The 18,525-nt window shown below is 59.2% G+C and carries 15 protein-coding genes; 9 read left to right on the forward strand and 6 right to left on the reverse strand.

Going from position 1 to position 18,525, the window contains the following annotated elements; all coding sequences use genetic code 11:
* The first annotated feature begins 142 nt into the window (after positions 1 to 142).
* From mtgA to GFN93_RS00485, 3 genes are all read left to right on the forward strand, one after another.
* Positions 143 to 1,048, forward strand: coding sequence for a monofunctional biosynthetic peptidoglycan transglycosylase (gene mtgA, locus GFN93_RS00475; protein ID WP_153498496.1), 906 nt, complete (start codon positions 143 to 145; stop codon positions 1,046 to 1,048).
* Positions 1,045 to 2,409 (forward strand): META domain-containing protein, encoded by a 1,365-nt coding sequence (locus GFN93_RS00480; RefSeq protein WP_153498497.1) that lies wholly within the window; start codon positions 1,045 to 1,047, stop codon positions 2,407 to 2,409. The genes mtgA and GFN93_RS00480 overlap by 4 nt, the downstream gene beginning before the upstream one ends.
* A 178-nt stretch (positions 2,410 to 2,587) precedes the next feature.
* Positions 2,588 to 3,286, forward strand: coding sequence for a type 1 glutamine amidotransferase (locus GFN93_RS00485; protein WP_153498498.1), 699 nt, complete (start codon positions 2,588 to 2,590; stop codon positions 3,284 to 3,286).
* Positions 3,287 to 3,776: 490 nt separating this feature from the next.
* Here the strand turns inward: GFN93_RS00485 and GFN93_RS00490 are convergent, their stop codons facing one another.
* Positions 3,777 to 5,456, reverse strand: a complete 1,680-nt coding sequence (locus tag GFN93_RS00490; RefSeq protein WP_153498499.1) for a 2-isopropylmalate synthase — start codon at positions 5,454 to 5,456, stop codon at positions 3,777 to 3,779.
* A 299-nt stretch (positions 5,457 to 5,755) separates the two neighbouring features.
* Between GFN93_RS00490 and GFN93_RS00495 the strand changes: the two genes are divergently transcribed.
* On the forward strand, positions 5,756 to 6,250 hold the full coding sequence (locus GFN93_RS00495; RefSeq protein WP_153498500.1) for an Lrp/AsnC family transcriptional regulator: 495 nt from the start codon (positions 5,756 to 5,758) through the stop codon (positions 6,248 to 6,250).
* A 181-nt stretch (positions 6,251 to 6,431) separates the two neighbouring features.
* On the forward strand, positions 6,432 to 6,893 hold the full coding sequence (locus GFN93_RS00500) for a flavodoxin family protein (protein WP_153498501.1): 462 nt from the start codon (positions 6,432 to 6,434) through the stop codon (positions 6,891 to 6,893).
* 102 nt (positions 6,894 to 6,995) lie between these two features.
* Here the strand turns inward: GFN93_RS00500 and GFN93_RS00505 are convergent, their stop codons facing one another.
* Positions 6,996 to 7,757 carry an enoyl-CoA hydratase-related protein gene (locus GFN93_RS00505; RefSeq protein WP_153501740.1) on the reverse strand — a complete coding sequence of 254 codons (762 nt, stop codon included), beginning with the start codon at positions 7,755 to 7,757 and terminating at the stop codon, positions 6,996 to 6,998.
* A 144-nt stretch (positions 7,758 to 7,901) separates the two neighbouring features.
* On the opposite strand from GFN93_RS00505, the gene GFN93_RS00510 reads away from it, so the two are divergent.
* Positions 7,902 to 8,696, forward strand: coding sequence for an ATP-grasp domain-containing protein (locus GFN93_RS00510; RefSeq protein ID WP_153498502.1), 795 nt, complete (start codon positions 7,902 to 7,904; stop codon positions 8,694 to 8,696).
* On the opposite strand, the gene GFN93_RS00515 is transcribed toward GFN93_RS00510, so the two are convergent.
* Entirely contained in the window at positions 8,642 to 9,838 is a 1,197-nt protein-coding gene (locus tag GFN93_RS00515) for a nucleotidyl cyclase domain-containing protein (RefSeq protein WP_153498503.1), read from the reverse strand. The genes GFN93_RS00510 and GFN93_RS00515 overlap by 55 nt on opposite strands.
* A gap of 455 nt (positions 9,839 to 10,293) precedes the next feature.
* Between GFN93_RS00515 and serB the strand changes: the two genes are divergently transcribed.
* Positions 10,294 to 11,529 (forward strand): phosphoserine phosphatase SerB, encoded by a 1,236-nt coding sequence (gene serB / locus GFN93_RS00520; protein WP_328594066.1) that lies wholly within the window; start codon positions 10,294 to 10,296, stop codon positions 11,527 to 11,529.
* 130 nt (positions 11,530 to 11,659) lie between these two features.
* Here the strand turns inward: serB and GFN93_RS00525 are convergent, their stop codons facing one another.
* The 3 genes from GFN93_RS00525 to epmB all read right to left on the reverse strand — a co-directional run bounded on the left by GFN93_RS00525 (position 11,660) and on the right by epmB (position 16,872).
* Positions 11,660 to 13,732 carry an EAL domain-containing response regulator gene (locus GFN93_RS00525; RefSeq protein ID WP_153498504.1) on the reverse strand — a complete coding sequence of 691 codons (2,073 nt, stop codon included), beginning with the start codon at positions 13,730 to 13,732 and terminating at the stop codon, positions 11,660 to 11,662.
* A 223-nt stretch (positions 13,733 to 13,955) separates the two neighbouring features.
* Entirely contained in the window at positions 13,956 to 15,722 is a 1,767-nt protein-coding gene (locus tag GFN93_RS00530) for a hypothetical protein (protein ID WP_153498505.1), read from the reverse strand.
* Between the two features lie 136 nt (positions 15,723 to 15,858).
* On the reverse strand, positions 15,859 to 16,872 hold the full coding sequence (gene epmB / locus GFN93_RS00535) for an EF-P beta-lysylation protein EpmB (RefSeq protein ID WP_328594068.1): 1,014 nt from the start codon (positions 16,870 to 16,872) through the stop codon (positions 15,859 to 15,861).
* 39 nt (positions 16,873 to 16,911) lie between these two features.
* Here epmB and efp point away from each other — a divergent pair, with 39 nt between their 5' ends.
* Both efp and epmA read left to right on the forward strand, forming a co-directional pair.
* Positions 16,912 to 17,481 (forward strand): elongation factor P, encoded by a 570-nt coding sequence (efp, locus tag GFN93_RS00540; protein ID WP_153498507.1) that lies wholly within the window; start codon positions 16,912 to 16,914, stop codon positions 17,479 to 17,481.
* A gap of 35 nt (positions 17,482 to 17,516) precedes the next feature.
* Positions 17,517 to 18,452, forward strand: a complete 936-nt coding sequence (gene epmA, locus GFN93_RS00545) for an EF-P lysine aminoacylase EpmA (RefSeq protein ID WP_153501742.1) — start codon at positions 17,517 to 17,519, stop codon at positions 18,450 to 18,452.
* Positions 18,453 to 18,525: the final 73 nt, after the last annotated feature.

Consider the following 18,525-nt stretch of genomic DNA (forward strand, 5'->3'; position numbering starts at 1 on the left):
GTGTACACCCGTAGGCCAGTGCCAACTGACAAAAAAGGAACTTTCACCGACAATTGGGGACTCAGGTGAGAATCTGGAGAATGCCTTCCACTCACATCCACTCACAAAGGTATGCGCGATTCGGTGTGATTCCGTACCCACCATGACGTTTCGACGACGATTGCTAAAGCTGCTGGTACTGCTGGCCATGGTCGCAGCCCTCTACCCGCTCTGGTATCTCGGCCAGGTATTGAGGCTGCAACACCACAACCCCACAGACAGCGCCTACATGTCCCGGGCTCTGGAGCAGGGCCAGGTACACCATGAATGGCGTGACTACGACCAGATCAGTGACTACCTGAAACGGGCAGTCCTGATCTCCGAGGACGCCCAGTTCATCCGTCATGGCGGTTTCGACTGGCCAGGGATTCGCTATGCCCTGAAACGCAATCTGGAAGCAGGCAAACCCGTCGCCGGAGGCTCTACCATCACCCAGCAGCTGGCCAAGAACCTGTACCTCTCTGGCGACCGCTCCTACCTGCGCAAGGGCAAGGAAGCGGTCATCGCGCTGACGCTGGAAACCGGCCTGAGCAAACGGCGGATTTTGGAGTTGTACCTGAATATGGTCCAGTGGGGGCATCAGATTTATGGGGCAGAAGCGGCTTCCCGGCACTATTTTGGCGTCAGCGCCACTGACCTGACCCCGCTACAGGCCGCACAACTGGCCGCCATTTTGCCAAGGCCCAACCAGTACGACTTCCGCGGGCCCACCGAATACGTCACCGAACGGGCAAACTGGATCCTTGGGCAGATGCGACTGGTGGCCATTCCCGACCCCACTGATGTACCGTTACCGCCGCTCGCCATTCCTGCGGAGACCAATGCCAGCGCCCCACCTCCCATACCTGGCGATGGCGAATCAACAAAGACCGCCGCAATGGACGCTGAAGCCACCAGTACCATGGCCCAGCCCGATAGCACACAGATCCTTTCCAGTGCGCCAGACAGCGCGCCGGACAACAACGACAACACCGAACAAGCCCCGCCCGAAAAAGGAACCCCTCAATGAAGCAGTACGTCCTGATCCTCCTTTCTGCCGCTCTGGCCCTGACCGGCTGCAGCGACGGCGAGCCCACCCCCTCTGCGCCCGCCACCGAGGCGAGCAGCGACAACCCGCTGAGCGGGGTCTGGGTAAGGGATGACCAGGTGCTGGTACTGGAAAACAACGGTGACTTTTATCTGCCCAATGACCCGTTACGCCAGGGCCTCAGCTGGGAACAACAGGACAACCAGTTCACCTTCCACTTTCTGGACAGCAATGCACTGCGCATCGAGCAACGCTCCCTGCAAGGCACTCAGCAGGACGACACCCTGACACTGACCGCACGGGATAATGCCCCCGCTGTCGAGCCCGCCGCTGATGCTGAACAGGACGAAGCGCAAGACAGCACTTCCCTGTTGTTTGCTGGTGATTACCAGCGTGACAGCAATGCCGTGGGCTATCTCGGCGGCCGGGTACAGCTACCGGACGGTGCGGAACTGCCCCAGCAGGCCGTGCTGACAGTGACCCTGCTCAGCGAGAGTGATGTCGTCTTGCGCCGGGTTATTCGTCTCAACGGCAGTGATAACCGCTATCCGTTCCGTCTCTACTACCCGGCCTCCGCCGTGGAACCCCAGCAGACCTATCAGATCAGCAGCCAGATTCTGGCTGGTGGCGGCATTTTTTATCAGTCTGACGTTACGGATCTGAACCGCAACGAGCATGGCTTTGACAACATCACCCTGCCGCTGGATCCGGTTATGACCGACAGTGAGACCCTGCGCGGCGCGCTGGTCTGGCAGCAGAGCGCACCGGTATTCATCCTCTGTAACAGCGACCAGCGACTGCAGGTTTCTGGCCCACAGGGGGAGGCGCTGGTGAATGACATCCGCAAAAACATGGCGTACCCGCAACAGCCGCGCATTGCCACCGTCAGTGGCGTACGCCGCAAGATTCCCGGTGACCCGCAAGGCGCCACTCAGGCAGCCATTGCTGTTGAAAGCTACAGTCTCTCCGCAGCGGGCTCTCTGGAAGACTGCACCATCCCCTCGGCAGAACTGGCTAACACCCGCTGGCAGCTGACCCATCTTGGCGAACAAACCGTTGACCTTCCTGAAAACGGCAAACCGCCTTTCCTGACCCTTTCTGAAGCGCAGGCTCGCGGCCATGGCGGCTGCAATGGATTCCAGGGTGGCTACCAGCAGGAAGGGCAAACCCTCAACTTCACGTCACTGACAAGCACCGAAATGGCTTGCCCGGCACTGGAGACCGAACAGGCCTTCCATCAGGCGCTGGGCCGCAGTGATCACTATCGTATCGACGGCGAGTTGCTGACCCTGTTCGATAGTGAAGACAAGCCGGTGGCCAGCTTTCAGGCGGTTTATCTCTAGATCCCAACCGCGCCAGATGGCTGGAGCCCGGAGGCTCCGGCCTGGCGTTCCGAGCCCCTGCCCACCGCTTTCCGGTGGAGGCTTTGCCTTTCGAAACTCGTGACCCGTACCTCGTCACAGTTTTTGCCGCTGCGGTAGCGTCATAGCGACGCCAGATAATTGTAAGGAAGGGATTTCCATGCACATTCACTACCTTTCCCATGTGCCGTTTGAACAACTCGGCGCCATGGAGGCCTGGTTCAGGCGCAGGGGCATGCCCATCAGCCATTCCCTGCTGTTTCAGGGCGACTCTCTTCCTGACCCCGAAGACATTGACGTGCTGGTGGTCATGGGCGGCCCCATGGGGGCCGATGATGATCATGTCCATGACTGGATGGCTGCCGAAAAAGCCCTGATCAAGGCCTGCATTGGGGCCGGCAAGAAAGTGCTGGGCGTGTGTCTGGGCGCGCAGTTGATCGCCCGGGTGCTGGGTGCAGACGTTACCGCCAACGAACACAAGGAAGTGGGTTGGTTTCCGGTCTACCCCACCACCGCCGGCAAGGACGACAGCATCGGCAAACTCTTTTCCCCGCAAGCCCATGTGCTGCACTGGCACGGCGACACCTTTGCCATTCCCAAGGGCGCCGTGCATCTGCTGGAGAGCAAGGGCTGCTCCCACCAGGCGTTTCGTTATGGCGACCACGTGCTGGCATTACAGTTTCATCTTGAGCTGGAGGCCGACAGTGCCGCAGCCCTGTGCGACGCCTGCCCGAACGATCTGGCTGAAGGGGAATGGGTAGAAGACAGAGATTCGCTACTTGGCGATGAGCAGCGCTTCGAGGACGCCCACCATTTGCTGGGCCGGGTGCTCACCGCGTTTCTCGGCAAGCAGCCCTGATCGGGCAGCACACTGATGCTTGGGGATTCATCCGCCTCTCGCTGAAAAGAACGGGCACGCCCCCTACTGTAGGAGCCCATGCTTGCATGGCGATAGCCAGGGGCGCGAGTGTCGCGAGCGAAGTCAAAATCCAGATTGGATCACTGGCCAGGGGTGTTGCCTTTCGAAACGCCTACCTCACACCTTGCCACGCAAGATCGCCATGCAAGCATGGGCTCCTACAGAGATGGGCGTGATCGCTCGTTTCGTGAGCGGTGACAGAGGCGCCGTTTGGCTCCAGTGCTGGATGAATCCCCTGACGTTTTCCTCGTAGGAGCTATGCTTGCATGGCGATAGCTTCGGTGAAGAAAAAAGATACGCAAAGATCAAACGCCCGGTCCGATGTCTGGCCCAGGGTTTTGCCTTTCTCAAGGGCTATCTCGCAATACGCACCGCCATGCAGGCTCGGGCTCCAAAAGCTGAAGCCCAGCACCCACAGAGACAACAGTCCCTAGCGATTGACGATCAACTGCTCACGGTTTTCTTTGACTCGTCCCACTGCAGACAGAATGGCCTGGAGTGCAGCCGCTGTTGTGTCTGCCGCAGTAGCCACAGCACTCTGCACATTGTCACCCACCTGAACCCGCACGCAGGCCATGGCATTGGCTTCGGTACTGTCACCCAATGAATACTCATCGAACGACACCACTTTCACGTCCTGCCCGATCTGGCGATTGAGCGCCTCAACCAACGCGGACATGGCGCCGTCACCGCGACCAGACAACAAGGTTACTGTCTGGTCATTGTCACCAATACTGATCTGCGCCTGCACATGGTCATTGCTGCGATTCAGGTCGTAAGAGCGCAAGGCCCAGCCCATCGGCACGCTGAGGTAATCGCTGTTGAAGCGACGATGCACGCTCTCGCTGGTGATCTCGCCACCATCGGCCTCGGCATCCTTCTGTACCACCTTGGCCAGCTCCTGCTGCAACCAACGCGGCAAGTCGATGCCGAAGTCACGCTCCAGCACATGGGCCACACCACCTTTGCCGGATTGCGAGTTGATACGCACCACTTCCTCGTAACGGCGACCCACATCAGCCGGATCGATAGGCAAGTAAGCCACGTTCCAGATATCGCCCTCGTTGTAACGCGACAGACACTTGCGAATAGCATCCTGGTGGCTGCCGGAGAAGGCGCTGAATACCAGATCACCGGCGTAAGGGTGACGCGGGTGGGTCTGGATGTCGGTAATCTCTTCCACCAGAGCGACGATTTCTTTCATGCGCGAGAAATCGATTTGCGGATCAATACCCTGGCTGTACAAATTCATGCCGGCGGTAATCAGGTCCATGTTGCCGGTACGCTCACCATTGCCCAGCAAGGTGCCTTCCACACGATCCGCCCCCGCCATCACCGCCATTTCGGCAGCAGCCACACCGCAACCACGATCATCATGGGTATGTACGCTGATGATCACGTGATCACGGTACTGCATATTCTCGTGGACCAACTCCACCTGATCGGCGAACACATTGGGCGTACTCACTTCCACCGTGGCGGGCAAGTTGATAATCACCCGCTGACCCTGATCCGGGCGCCACACCGCATTCACCGCATCGATCACTTCAATGGCGAAATCGGTCTCGGTGGCACTGAAGGTTTCCGGGGAGTACTGGAAACTCCAGTGGGTTTCCGGCTGTTGTGCCGCGAAATCACGCACCCATTCGGCCGCGCGCACGGCAATGGTCTTGCAGCCGTCCTTGTCCACATTGAACACCTGCTCACGGAAGGTGGGAGAGGTGGCATTGTAGATGTGTACGATGGCGTTCTTTGCCCCCTTCAAGGATTCAAAGGTACGCGCAATCAAATCTTCCCGCGCCTGAGTCAGCACCTGAATGTGCACGTCATCCGGCACCAGGTTCTCTTCAATCAAGGCACGGCAGAAGTCGAAATCGATCTGGCTGGCGGAAGGGAAACCCACTTCAATTTCCTTGAAACCCAGCTCCACCAACATCTGGAAAAAGCGGCGTTTCTGGGCCACGGACATGGGCTTGATCAGCGCCTGATTGCCATCGCGCAGGTCCACCGCCGCCCACAGCGGGGCTTTCTCGATACGCTGGCTGGGCCAACGACGGTTCGGCTTGTCGATAACGGGAAAGGGCTGGTACTTGCGGTGATCAAAACTCATGGATGGTTCCTCGCTGGACGCTCGATGCTGGACGCCTGACGCTAGAAAGCCGAGCGGGTTACGCGTCTGGCATTTGGCGTCTAGCGTCTGGCGTTCAATGTGATCTTGGGTTTCGATCAGGGCGCCGGTAGGCGCTGGTAGCGGCAAGGAGAGGCGTCCAGCTTGTGGCTGTCTGCGTCGTCGCCCTACGAGAGATACTTTACGGCTCGGACCGCGCAATGTGCTTGCTTTTTCCACCTAATAACGGCTTTATGGGCAATATTATTGCCCCAAGAAGCCAAAATACGAGATAAAACATCATGGCACGCACAGAACTGGCAAAACTGGATCGCACCGACCTTCGTATTCTTGAGGCCCTGCAAGGGAATGGCGGGCTGACCAACCAGCAACTGGCCGATGCCGTGGGCCTCTCCCCCTCGCCCTGCTCTCGCCGGGTGCAGAAGCTGGAAGCGGCCGGCATCATCATCAAACGGGAAACCGTGCTGGATGCCCGCAAACTGGGGCTCGACCTGACCGTGATGATCCAGATCAGCATGGACCGCCACACCCCGGAGCGCTTCGCCAATTTTGAAGAAAAGGTGGCCAGCTTTCCGGAGGTGCAGCAGTGCTACCTGGTTACCGGCCAGGATGCCGATTACCTGCTCAAGGTGGTCGTGCCGGATATCGATGCCTATCAGCATTTTCTGCTCAACCGGATCACCCGCATTGAAGGCGTCAGCGGGGTGCACTCCAGCTTTGTGATGCGGCGGGTGGTGGATACGGCGGCACTGCCGTTGAATTATGTGGAGGCGTGAGGAGCGAGTGACGAGTTTCGAGTTGCGAAAACCTTCGAGCAATACCGTCTTCAGGATTTGATTTTCGAAACTCGCTTCTCGTTACTCGTCGCTTGTTGATCGCGCCGCCAGCGGCTCTCCTACAGCTCTCCCGCCTCTGGCTGCTATGCTGACCGCATCGACCGCGTTGAAAATTCAGACCATGAAAAAACTGCTGATCGTCGCCCACGCCCCCTCTCCCAACACCCTGCGCCTGCGCGAGGCGGCCGCCCGCGGCGCCGGGCATGAAGACATTGAAGCGGTGAGTGTGACCGTCAAGGCGCCGCTGGAGGCTGGGCCTGACGATGTCATGGCCTGCGATGCCATTCTACTCGGCACCACCGAGAATCTCGGTTATATGAGCGGCGCCTTGAAAGACTTCTTCGACCGCAGCTATTACCCGGTGCTGGAAGAAAAGCAGGGCCTGCCCTGCGCCGTCTACATCCGTGCCGGGCACGACGGCACTGGTACCCGACGCGCCATCGAAACGATCATCACCGGCCTGCGCTGGAACTGGGTACAGGATCCTCTGGTATTGCGGGGGGACTGGCAGGAAGCGTTTGAGGGGCAAGTTGAGGAGTTGGGGATGTATCTGGCGGCGGGGCTGGATGCAGGAATTCTTTAGCTAGCAGCGAGAAGCGAGTAACGAGTTGCGAAGGGCAAAACACTGTTTCAGAAAATCCGATTACAGTTTCTGATCTTCGCCACTCGAAACTCGTTACTGTTTTTAGCCTTTGCTCTTGTTCACCATGGCAGCAATCACGGCCTTGGCTTCGTCGCCCTGCAGTAACTCACCGAACAACGCCAGGTCTTCCTTCACCACTTCGTGCAGCGGCTTGTTGATGGCTTCGCGCATCAGGCGCTTGCTCTCGCGAAGAGCGCGGGGTGGCTTCTTCGCCAGCGTCACGGCCCAGCGGCGGGCGGTGGCTTCCAGCTCTTCGCGCTTGACCACGTCGGCGATGAGACCGGCTTCCAGTGCCTGAGCCGCCGTGAACGGTTCACACAGCAGCAGCATTCGAGCAGCACGCTGATAGCCCATCCAGGCAGGCATCAGCTTGGCCGAACCCGCTTCCGGCACAGCACCTAGATCAGCAAAGGGGGTCAGGAACTTGGCATCTTCGGAAGCCACCACCAGATCCATGTGCAGCAGCATGGTGGTTCCCACGCCCACCGCATTACCCTGCACCGCACCGACCATCACTTTCGGAAAATCGTGAACGGCATCGATGAACGCCGCTGCAGCCGGTGGCTCACCCGGCTTCGCATTGAGGAAGTCCACCAGGTCATTACCGGCACTGAAGGATTTGCCTTCACCGGTGAACAACACCACGCGGATGTCTTCGCTCTGCTCGGCCGCTTTCAGCAGCTTGACCAGATCCCAGTACATGGCAGCGGTCAAGGCATTCAGTTTGTCCGGACGGTTCAGGGTAATTTCCATCACCGATTCGGTGTTCTTGACCAGAATCAGGCCACTTTCCAGTGTCGGCATTGTCACGACAGCTCTCCCGTAATTTTGTAATCGGGCAAGGCTAGCGGTCCGCTGCCCCCCTGCCAATAGCCAATCACGCCATCCGCCTATTGACCGCTCAGTCAAAGCCGATTAAAAAAGCGAACCTATTCTGAGATTACACCCTTGAAGCTGATCACCTTCGATCCTTTTCGCACCCTGGGGACCCCCGGCGTACGCTATATCAAGCCGGAACACATGAATCAGCACCGCGAGGAACTGGCGGGGGCAGACTGGTTATTGTTCCCGGCCTACTGGCAGATCAACAGCCTGCACTACGTGCTGAAGAAGCGCATTTTTCCAAGCCTGAGCAGCTACCACCTTGGTCATGACAAGGTGGAAATGACCCGCGCCCTGCAGACCGCCTGTCCCGAGCATGTGCCGGAAACCCTGATCACCTCGTCGGATAGCTACGGCATCAGTCAGATCCTGGACCTGTGGAATTTCCCGTTTGTAGCCAAGTCGGTGAAGTCCAGCCAGGGCATGGGGGTGTATCTGATTGAGAACCGACAGCAGCTGATGGACTATGCCGAGCGGGAAAGCGTGCTGTATGTGCAGAAGCTGCTGCCGATCGTGCGCGACCTTCGCGTGGTGGTGGTCGGGGATGAGATTGTCGCCAGCTACTGGCGAGAAGGCTCCGGCTTTCTCAACAATGTGAGCCAGGGCGGCCGGGTAAGGACTGATTTGCCCGTGCCGGACAACGCGCTGTCACTGGTCTCCGGGCTGGCGCGCTATCTGGATATCAACCATGCTGGCTTTGACGTGGCCGTGGTCGATGGCCATCCCTACATTCTCGAGTTCAATCGCCTGTTCGGCAACACCGGTATCCCGGATCTGCCCAAAGCCATCGCTGCAGCCATGAATCGCTACCTGCTCGGACCGGAGCCACCCTCGTCTTCCGATACCAGCGTTTCCGCCTGAGTCCGCAGCAATGCCTGATAACGGTGCGCCAGTTGCTCGACGGGCTGCAGGCGCACCTTGTGATCCCCTGCCACGGCCACCTGGGCCCGATCCGGTTGGTAAAGCGCCTTCACATCCAGCTCGGTGCTGGCCAGCTGAGATTCTGGCACCTGCAAACGCCCCGGCACGCCGGCCAGACATAACGACCAGGATTCATCGGTATCCTTGTCGATGGTCATCAGGGCCTTGAACTCCAGCGGCACCTTGCCTTGCTGCTTACGCAGCGGCGCCTGCAGTCGCACCACCCGCAGGAACAGCAAACCCGCACACAAGGCCGCAAACGCAGCCTGAGATACCGGTAACTGACAGAAGGCCACCCCGGCCTGACGACCAATGGGCTGACTGACCTGGCCACCATAAATCGCCACCGCCCGGTTCAGCATACGCTGGTAATCCGTCAGCACCTCTTCCACCGCCTGCTCGGTATAGCGTTGGCGGATGGCATCGAAGTTGACAATGCTCAGCCGCAACTGCGCCTGGATACGCTCGGGATCAATGGGGGCAGCAGGCAGCACTTCCGTCACCAGCGGGGCCACCGGGGCAACGTTCGGCACCGGCTCAAAGGGCACCGTTACGGTTTCTGCCGGAGCCGGAGCCGGGGGTGCCAGCCGCTCACGCACCAGGGTAAACGCCAGCCTCAGCAGCAGTACACACAGCACCGCCAGCACAAAACCCGCTTCGATCTGCTGACGCGGCGCCTCGCTCTGATCACCCAGCAGAGTCAGGGTGCCCGCCAGCTCGCCATCGGGCAACGCCACCGGTACGGTCACCAGCAGGTCCGAATCATTCACCCCTGTGAGCCCGACCTGGACTTCCTCAGGGTTGAGAAAACGCACCCCCGCCACCGGACCCAGCGCGACGGTTTCACGACCGATCAGGTTGATACTGATGGAATCTTCACTGGCCAGCGCCTCGGCCGCACGGCGGGCAGTCTGCTCGGCAAGGGCCTTGAGCTGTACCTCCCGCTCCTGCTCAAGGCTGGCGGAATAGTGCTCAAGGAAATAGATACCCACCACCAGCATAGCCAGCAGCATCAGAATCAATTCACGCAACAGGGTCTGCTGACGGCCAATCCATGGACGCCATTGTTCCCACAGGGACATAGGAGGTTATCCGTTCGATTTCATTCTCTGGCCGGGAGTATACCGCGACTGGGATCGGATGCCTTGACTGTAACGACATGCCTGATACCTGATGCAAAACACTCGTTAGAGCCCGCTGTGGGAGCTCTCTGTGCTCGTCAGGGTATGCATGCGAGCGATCCGAGCCTAAGCGAGCCAAGGATTCCAGAAGCGAGTGACGAGTAACGAAAACCTGAAAACCGCAAGCTTTGGGAGTGTTTTGATCTTCGAAACTCGGTACTCGTCACTCGCCCCTCCAACCTCGCTGTCGCTCGGATCGCTTGCAGGCAAGCTCCCCAGTTGTTCATGTCAGCGACTCAGGAATGCTGCGTCAGCCCTCCAGCGTTCTTCAGTTCCACAATATCTGCTACTCTTACGCGGTTTTTACGGGGAGCACTGCGCTTCCGTTCGTTTGCCTTCTCTCCTGGAGCCCCTGCGTGCGTGAGATCATCCTGATTCAGGTTTCCGGCAATGACCGCCCCGGCCTGACCGCGGCCTTTACCCGGATTCTGGCCCGCTACCGCCTGAATATTCTCGATATCGGCCAAGCCGTGATTCACGACACCCTGTCGCTGGGCATTCTGGTGGAAACCCCGCAGGACGCGGACTCCTCTGCTGTGCTCAAGGATGTGCTGTTCGAGGCCCACAAACTGAATATCAATGTGCGCTTCCGCCCCATTGATGAAGACCGCTACGAAGAGTGGGTGGCCGGCCAGGGCAAGGATCGTCATATCATCACCTTGCTGGCACGCAAGATCACCGCACACCAGCTGGCCGACGTAACGGCCACCGTGGCTGAAAACGGCCTCAATATCGACAGCATCACCCGCCTGTCTGGCCGGGTGCACCTGGAAGGCGAGACCACCAACAATGACAGCCGGGCCTGCATTGAAATTTCCGTGCGCGGCGAACCCCATGATGCGGAAGCCATGCGTGCCGCCTTCCTGACCATCGCCAACGACCAGAACATGGACATTGCCTTCCAGCGGGACAGCGCCTTCCGCCGGAATCGTCGCCTGGTGGTCTTCGATATGGACTCCACCCTGATCCGCTCCGAAGTCATCGACGAGCTGGCGGTGGAAGCCGGAGTGGGCGAGCAGGTATCAGAAATCACCGAGCGCGCCATGCGCGGCGAGCTGGATTTCAATGAGAGCTTTTCTGCCCGGGTGGCCCTGCTCAAGGGCCTGGATGAGGGTGCACTGGAACGGGTCCGCGAGCGCATCCAGCTGACGGAAGGGGCACAGCGCCTGGTCAGCACGCTGAGGGCACTGGGCTATCGTACCGCCATCCTGTCCGGGGGGTTCACCTGGTTCGGCCATTGGCTGCAAGATCTACTGGGCATCGACTATGTTCATGCCAACGAGCTCGAAATCGAAGACGGCAAGGTCACCGGCCGGGTCGTCGGACAGATCGTCAATGGCCAGCGCAAGGCCGACCTGCTCAAGGAAATCGCCGCCCAGGAAGGTATCAGCCTGGAGCAGACCATTGCGGTGGGCGACGGTGCCAACGACCTGCCCATGCTCGGCGAGGCCGGTCTCGGTATCGCCTTCCGCGCAAAGCCCCTGGTCAAACAAAACGCCGAACAGGCCATCTCCACCCTGGGACTGGATGGCATCCTGTATCTGATCGGGGTACGGGACAAGGATCAGGCAGAGCTGCTCAAGAGCAATTAATAGTTCGCGGTTTTGTTTTTCGTGTTCTGAATGCAAGAGGCCGCGCCCAAGTGATGGGCGCGGCCTCTTGCGTTTCAAAGCGAGCCAAACCTTGCTCGCGCAACTATTAATTATTCACTATTCACTGCCTTTACGCTGTTTCAGGAATCTGCAGAGACTCCATGGGCGCCTGCAAGTAGAACCCCTGCAAATAATTCACGCCCCCCAGAGACCACAACGCTTGCATCTGGGCTGCAGATTCCACGAAGCCAACCACCGTCTGGCGACCACCTTCGCTGACTTCCTTGATGATTTCCGCAAGACGGTCACGCCCTTCCGGCTTGGCCAGATCCTGAGTGAACGAGCCTTCGAACTTCACCATGTTGGCAGAGATATGGTGGAACAGCTTGAAAGGATCCAGGCCACCGCCAAAGCGACTGATGGACACCTTGCAGCCCGCCGCCTGCACTTTCTGGGCAAACAGCGCCGCCTGCTTGAGGTAGGTGGTGGCATCCCCCTCAGAGAACTGGAAGATCACATTGCGGCCTTCCATCTTGGCGGCCTTCATGGCCTTGAGCATCCAGTCTGCCAGGCCTTGATCCACCAGCGAGCTGCCATTGATGTTGAACAGCATTTTCACCGGCTGCCCCAGAGCGGCGGCAGCACGCATGCCGTTCAGCACCACCCAGCGATCGATCTTGCCGCCCATGCCTTCTTCGGCAGCCACCGGAATAAAGTCCTTCGCTTCCAGCACATCCCCTTCTTTCTGGGGCAGACTGACAAACACTTCGAACAGGTGATCACTTTCATCTTCCAGGTTCATCAGCGGCTGGTAGTGCAACTTGAAGCTGCCTTGCTCCAGCGCCTGACGCACCTGCATGGCAATGGCCTCGGAAGAGCCTGCAGCCACATCATCCATGGGATCATGAACCTTGATGCTGTTGCCCTTGCCGTCATTGCCTCGCTGGGCCTGGTTACAACACTTCAGCGCCGTGGTCAGGGAATCCTGACTGTTGCGGGCATCCTCACGGATAAAGGCCACACCCACACTGGCGGTCACCTGCACGGTGCGCGCCGACACTTCCGGCATCAGGCCCTCGATACCCTTGCGCAACTTGTCCGCCAGCACTCCGGCTGCTTCGGTATCCTCCACCGGCAACATCAGTGCAAAGTCCTCTCCGTCCACACGGGCCAGGGAGGCCTTGCCTGCCTTGCTGGTCAACCAGTCTGCTACGGCGCGCAACAATTCATCGGCACCATCAAGCCCCAGTGCGGACTGATGGTGCTCAAAGTCATCCAGACGCAGGTAAAGCACCGCAGACAACTGGCTTTCACGCGCCGCTGCTGCGACCGCATCATCGAGCTGGTTCATGAACCAGTTACGACTGAACAGCCCTGTCACCTGATCCTTGTCGCTGATTTCGCGAATTCGCGCCTCAATCTCACTCTGATCGACACCCGCAGCACGGATCACAATCTGGGTGCAGGCTTCGCCATCATAGGTACTGGGAGAAAAGGTAAAGGTCGCGTCGAACTCGCTGCCATCCGTGTTGACGCCTTTGCATTCCAGTTCCTGGGTCTGGTTTTCATCCTGGGCACGGCTGCGCAGCAGTTGCTTGAGCTTGTCGTGATCCGACGCAGACACCATATCCATGATCGGCACGCCGGCCAGATCATCGGCACTTTCATAGCCGAACATTTCCACATAGTTGTCATTGGCGTGGATATGCATGCCATCCAGCACATAGGCGATGGCGTCACGGCTTTGATCCATCAACAGCGAGAGGCGCTTTTCGGCATCATGACGAACGATCTCGGAGTGCTGTAACTCCTTGCGCAGCCGCAGGTACTCAGTCAGGCGGTCCACCATCATGGAAATCAGCTCACGGTCACCCGCTGGCGCCACGGCGCGGGCCCCCTGTTGCATACCTTTCTTGACGGTGGCGGAGGAGAAGTCATCTTCCAGCAGGATAACCGGGATGGCCTTGCCCAGCCGGTTCAGGTGAGCCATGGCTTTTTCAAAAGTGCCATCACCAAACTGGGGGCGACACAACATCAGCTCCCAGGAACCACCCTTGAGGGCTCGTAACAGGTCTTCCTCTCCCAGCGCCAGGTGAGCCCGGGTCGCCCTGCCTGCATTACGCAGTGCATTCATCAGCTGCTCGGCCTCATCCTGAGAGTCATGGGCGATCAGCAGACGCAAATTGTCCAGGGCATAGCTCATTGATTCACTACTCACAATTTATTCGTCTTTATCAGTATTGTGCCTGACGACCCTGTCATGACAAACGACAGTGCAGCCGCCCGCATTCGCCCTGTCGGTTGATGCGCAGCACTACCCTGTCGGAGAAAGTTGCCGAACTCCCTGGCAAGCAGTTGTTTTCGTTTATTTTCGACCGCCATGGCGGTGACTGGCGGCTAGCGGGCAGAGCCCGAGCCACCGAAACCTACAGGCTGGACCAGATGGAATCCAGCTCGTCATCGTCATCATCCTGAACCACTGTTTTCGCTGGTTCCGGCGTGGACAGACTCTTGAACGGGTATTGGCTGAACCCGGACATCCCCTGCACCCGACGCAACAACTGTACGCGAGAGGCTTCCCCACTCTCAACCAGTTCCACCTTCACGCCTTCATTAAACCCGACGGTAGGCAGCAACAGGGTGGCAGGCTGCCCCACTGCGGCCAGCTCCGGCAGCAGGATCGCACGCATGTAGTCACTGTCCTGGCCCTGCTTGCGCAGCGCACGGGCGGCCACGGGGCGGCCACCCGGGGCCAGCAGCTCGATCCCGAAACGGGCACCATGATTAGGCAGCTGGGTTACCCAGCGAATCACCGCCAGCATCCATTGGGTATGGGTCTGGTCACGGAGCGCCAATAGCTCGCCGGTTCTCAGCAAACTTGGGGTATTACCCTGCCAGGACAGGCAGTACCCGCCCGGGCTGGCATTGACCTTCTGGCAGTGATAGCTCTCCGGCAGCTTGATTTCGGCACGGGTGCTACCCGCCACATCACCCATCTCAATCGCTTCGCCGGCATAGTCCGACTCATAGGCCTTGGCCCAGGGGTCTGCCTGATCCTGCTTGGCCTTGGCACTCATGCTAATTTTGCTAAGGAAACGGTTACGTTCTTCTTCACCGTTGGTAGACAAACTGCCCCGCTCCACCAGGGTTTCGAAGGGCGTGCGATCAGACAGGAAGTAATGCACCCCCACCAGGCCGAAACACAGCTCGATTTCCCCGCTTTCTTCCACCCGTTTGAAAGCCCGCTCGGTGAGCGCGCCCCAGACTTGCTGGAGATGATCCAGCAGGCTGTCGTCCATTTCCCGCGGTAGCGTGAGCGTCTGATTTTCCGGGTCGCGGCGACAGGCCGCCATGGCTTCTACCAGCCGCAGGGAATCAATGTAACGCCACCCCTCATTCACCTGGGAGGCGTGGGTTCGGTAGATGGGCGGGCGATCGGCCTGCAGGTCAAACACGAATAGGTCATCGCTGCTGCTGGCTTCACGGATAGAAACCAGTGATGACCACTCTTCTGCAACGCGATAGACCAGCGCCAACTCCTGCTGACGCAACTGGTTCGGCTTGGCAGTGGACAGCAACAGGCAACGGGCATAGGCCGCCTGTACCGTGGAAGCCTTCTCTCCCTCCTCCAGTACCGTCTGGATTGCCAGCCCATTCGCTTCCGCCAGCAGATACAGTTGATGTAATTCCAGCCACAAATGGCGAGGACAGGAAAAATACAGCTGATAACAGCGCAGCAGGGTATCGCCCAACGCTGTGATGGCTCGGTGGATGGAAGTGGCCACCGCTCGACGCACGTTCTTGTCTTTCACCTTGCGCATGCCACGCACGGCGACCAGCTTGTAGCCGTTGGCCAGATGCCCCTGCAGGGCCTGGGCCAGGCTCGCCACCTTACGGGCTTTTTCAGGTAATACCAGCGCCTGATTGAGGTAATGCTTCTGGAGCGAATCACACACCAGCAAAATGGAGGGACGAATGATCTCCAGCAGCTGGTAACGCTGTCGGGAGTCCAGCTGCAGGCGATTCAATTCCTGAATGAACTCATACAACTGGCGCGCCGTCTCCCCCATGTTCATCACGGGAAGAGCGTCGACCCACTGTTGCAGCTTTTTGGGCTGATCCGCGCCAACAGTCAGGTGCGGCAAATCCTGCTCTGGCAATTTCAGCCGCACCGTTTGGGCTGCTTGCTCCATGAAGATAATCCTTATCTCGGCGGCTTCCTGGCTACCTGTTTATTATCGCATCTGAATTTATGTGTTCTATGTCACAGGACTTTACGACACCGTTACAGGACTGTAAACGTCAGCAAGTGACTGGCAGATCAGGGATTTAGCCCGCCAGGACCGTTTTGGCGGGCTTCCCGGGCTCCTCCCTGGACAGTCGGGGCACCAGAAAACCGGGCAAACGGCCTCTCAGCCCCTGATGCAGGGCCAATGCAGCCTCATCCGGCACCGCGAAATGGGCGGCCCCGGCCACCTTGTCCAGCTGATGAAGGTAATAAGGCAGTATTCCGGCCTCGTGGAGGCCGTCCGACAAGGCCACCAGCGTGTCCAGGTCATCATTGACCCCCGCCAGCAGCACGCTCTGGTTCAGCAGGGTAATACCTGCCTGCTGCCATTCCCGCCCTCGCTCCGCCAGCTGCGCACTGATTTCCCGGGGATGATTGGCATGCAGTACCAGTACGGTTCGCCAGCGCGGCCGGCTCAGCAACCGCTTCAGCTCATCATCCAGGCGGTCTGGAATCACCACCGGGGTCCGGCTATGTATCCGCAAACGACGCAGGTGGGGAATTTCCGCCAGCGCATCCAGTAGCTGGCCAATACGCCTGTTCGTCAGCGTCAGCGGATCCCCGCCACTGAGAATCACCTCATTGATATCAGGCCGTGCTGACAACCATTCCAGCGCCTCCTCCCAACGCTTGCCGCTGAGGTGTGCCTGATAGGGAAAGTGGCGACGAAAACAGTAGCGACAGTGCACCGCGCAGGCCCCCGTGACTACCAGCAACGCGCGCCCATGGTACTTGTGCAACAGGCCCGGCACCGGGGTGTGATCACCCTCTTCCAGTGGATCAACGCCATAACCCGGGACCGCCTCCAGCTCCGCAGGCACACTTAACACCTGCCTTAACAGCGGGTCCTGCGGATTACCCTTCTCAATCAGGTCGACATATCTACGCGGCACCCGCAGCGGGAAATCCCGCGCCGCGGCCAGCGATTCCGGCAGCCCGGAGGCAGCCAGATCCAGCAGGGCCAGCAGCTCCGCAGGATCCGTGATCAGGTCCGCCTGTTGACGTTGCCAGTCCGGCAACTCCCAACGAGCCTCATCCTGCGTTATGATTGCCACCCTCTGCGACGCCATACATCAACCTTTGGAACAATATTTATGGCCAACTATTCTACCAGTGAATTCAAGTCTGGCTTGAAAGTCATGCTCGATGGCGACCCCTGCTCCATCATCGAGAACGAATTTGTGAAGCCGGGCAAGGGCCAGGCCTTCAACCGCGTGAAACTGCGCAACCTGAAATCCGGCAAGGTCTGGGAACGTACTTTCAAGTCTGGCGACTCCCTGGAAGGCGCGGATGTGATGGACGTTGCCATGCAGTACCTGTACTCCGATGGCGAGTTCTGGCACTTCATGGATCCGACTTCCTTCGAGCAAAAAGCCGCTGATGAGGCCGCCGTGGGCGATGCCAAGCTGTGGCTGAAAGAAGAAGACGTGTGTGAAATCACCCTCTACAACGGTGAGCCCCTGTCTGTAACCCCGCCGAACTTCGTGGAGCTGGAGATCGTGGAAACCGATCCGGGCCTGAAAGGCGACACCGCGGGCACCGGCGGCAAGCCCGCCACCCTGACCACCGGCGCCGTGGTCCGTGTGCCGTTGTTCGTGCAGACCGGCGAGATCGTCAAGGTCGACACTCGCACCGGTGACTATGTGGGTCGCATTAAAAGCTAAGCGTCTGACGCCAGATGCCCGACGAGATGCCGCCGATGCATGACTGGCAGCCCACCGCCTCTCTGCAGGCCATGAAAGCGCGCGCCGAGCTGATGAGCACGGTGCGCGCTTTTTTTGCGGCCCGTGACGTGCTGGAGGTAGACACCCCGCAACTGGCCCATCACGGTGTCAGTGATCTGCACATACAGTGCATCCCGGTACCTGGTTACGGCTACCTGCAAAGCTCCCCGGAATATCACATGAAGCGGCTGCTGGCCGCGGGCAGTGGACCGATCTATCAAGTCTGCAAGGCATTCCGGGATGGTGAAGCCGGTGGCCGCCACAACCCGGAGTTCACCATGCTGGAGTGGTACCGCCCAGGCTTTGTCCTCAAGGATCTCATTGCTGAGTGCCTGACGCTATTTGGGCAACTCTTTCCTGGCACCCCCAGCCACCAATATCACTTTCGTGCCCTGTTCCATCACGTTGTCGGACTGGATCCTCTGACGGCAGACGATCACGCGCTGATTGCATGTGCCGAGCAATCCGGCGCACCGGGCGGCCTCGACAAGGCCGCAGCCGTGGACTACCTCATGGCCACCAAAGTGGAAGCGGCACTACCCAGCGACCAGCTGATCGTGGTCAACGACTTCCCCGGTTGGGCGGCCGCGCTGGCGCAAACCCATCAGGACAGAGATGGCGCCACCGTCGCCAGACGCTTTGAGATCTATTACCGCGGCCTGGAACTGGCCAACGGCTATCAGGAACTCACTGACCCGAACGAGCAGCGTCGCCGCTTCGAGCAGGACAATATCCAGCGCCAGCAACACAGCCTGGATGTCATGGATGCCGACCCTTACCTGCTTGATGCCATGGAGCACGGCCTGCCCGCCTGCAGCGGCGTCGCCATGGGGGTAGAAAGACTATTGATGGCACAGCAGGGTAGCGGCAAGATCGACGACGTGATCACGTTCCCGTGGCAAAAGGCATGACCGGGTAGCATCACCTCGCCAATGGAAGGCATGGGGAGGGGGCAACGCCAACGATGGGCGGACGGCCACGTCA

This window comes from Alcanivorax sediminis (assembly GCF_009601165.1).
In the GTDB taxonomy this organism is placed as follows: Bacteria; Pseudomonadota; Gammaproteobacteria; order Pseudomonadales; family Alcanivoracaceae; genus Alcanivorax; species Alcanivorax sediminis.

Coding starts and splice junctions, on each gene's coding strand:
- GFN93_RS00495 (WP_153498500.1), top strand. CDS start 5,756: ATGGCACGCACAGAACTGGCAAAACTGGATCGCACCGACCTTCGTATT.
- mtgA (WP_153498496.1), top strand. CDS start 143: ATGACGTTTCGACGACGATTGCTAAAGCTGCTGGTACTGCTGGCCATG.
- efp (WP_153498507.1), top strand. CDS start 16,912: ATGGCCAACTATTCTACCAGTGAATTCAAGTCTGGCTTGAAAGTCATG.
- GFN93_RS00490 (WP_153498499.1), bottom strand. CDS start 5,456: ATGAGTTTTGATCACCGCAAGTACCAGCCCTTTCCCGTTATCGACAAG.
- GFN93_RS00530 (WP_153498505.1), bottom strand. CDS start 15,722: ATGGAGCAAGCAGCCCAAACGGTGCGGCTGAAATTGCCAGAGCAGGAT.
- GFN93_RS00480 (WP_153498497.1), top strand. CDS start 1,045: ATGAAGCAGTACGTCCTGATCCTCCTTTCTGCCGCTCTGGCCCTGACC.
- GFN93_RS00500 (WP_153498501.1), top strand. CDS start 6,432: ATGAAAAAACTGCTGATCGTCGCCCACGCCCCCTCTCCCAACACCCTG.
- GFN93_RS00485 (WP_153498498.1), top strand. CDS start 2,588: ATGCACATTCACTACCTTTCCCATGTGCCGTTTGAACAACTCGGCGCC.
- GFN93_RS00515 (WP_153498503.1), bottom strand. CDS start 9,838: ATGTCCCTGTGGGAACAATGGCGTCCATGGATTGGCCGTCAGCAGACC.
- GFN93_RS00525 (WP_153498504.1), bottom strand. CDS start 13,732: ATGAGCTATGCCCTGGACAATTTGCGTCTGCTGATCGCCCATGACTCT.
- epmA (WP_153501742.1), top strand. CDS start 17,517: ATGCATGACTGGCAGCCCACCGCCTCTCTGCAGGCCATGAAAGCGCGC.
- GFN93_RS00505 (WP_153501740.1), bottom strand. CDS start 7,757: ATGCCGACACTGGAAAGTGGCCTGATTCTGGTCAAGAACACCGAATCG.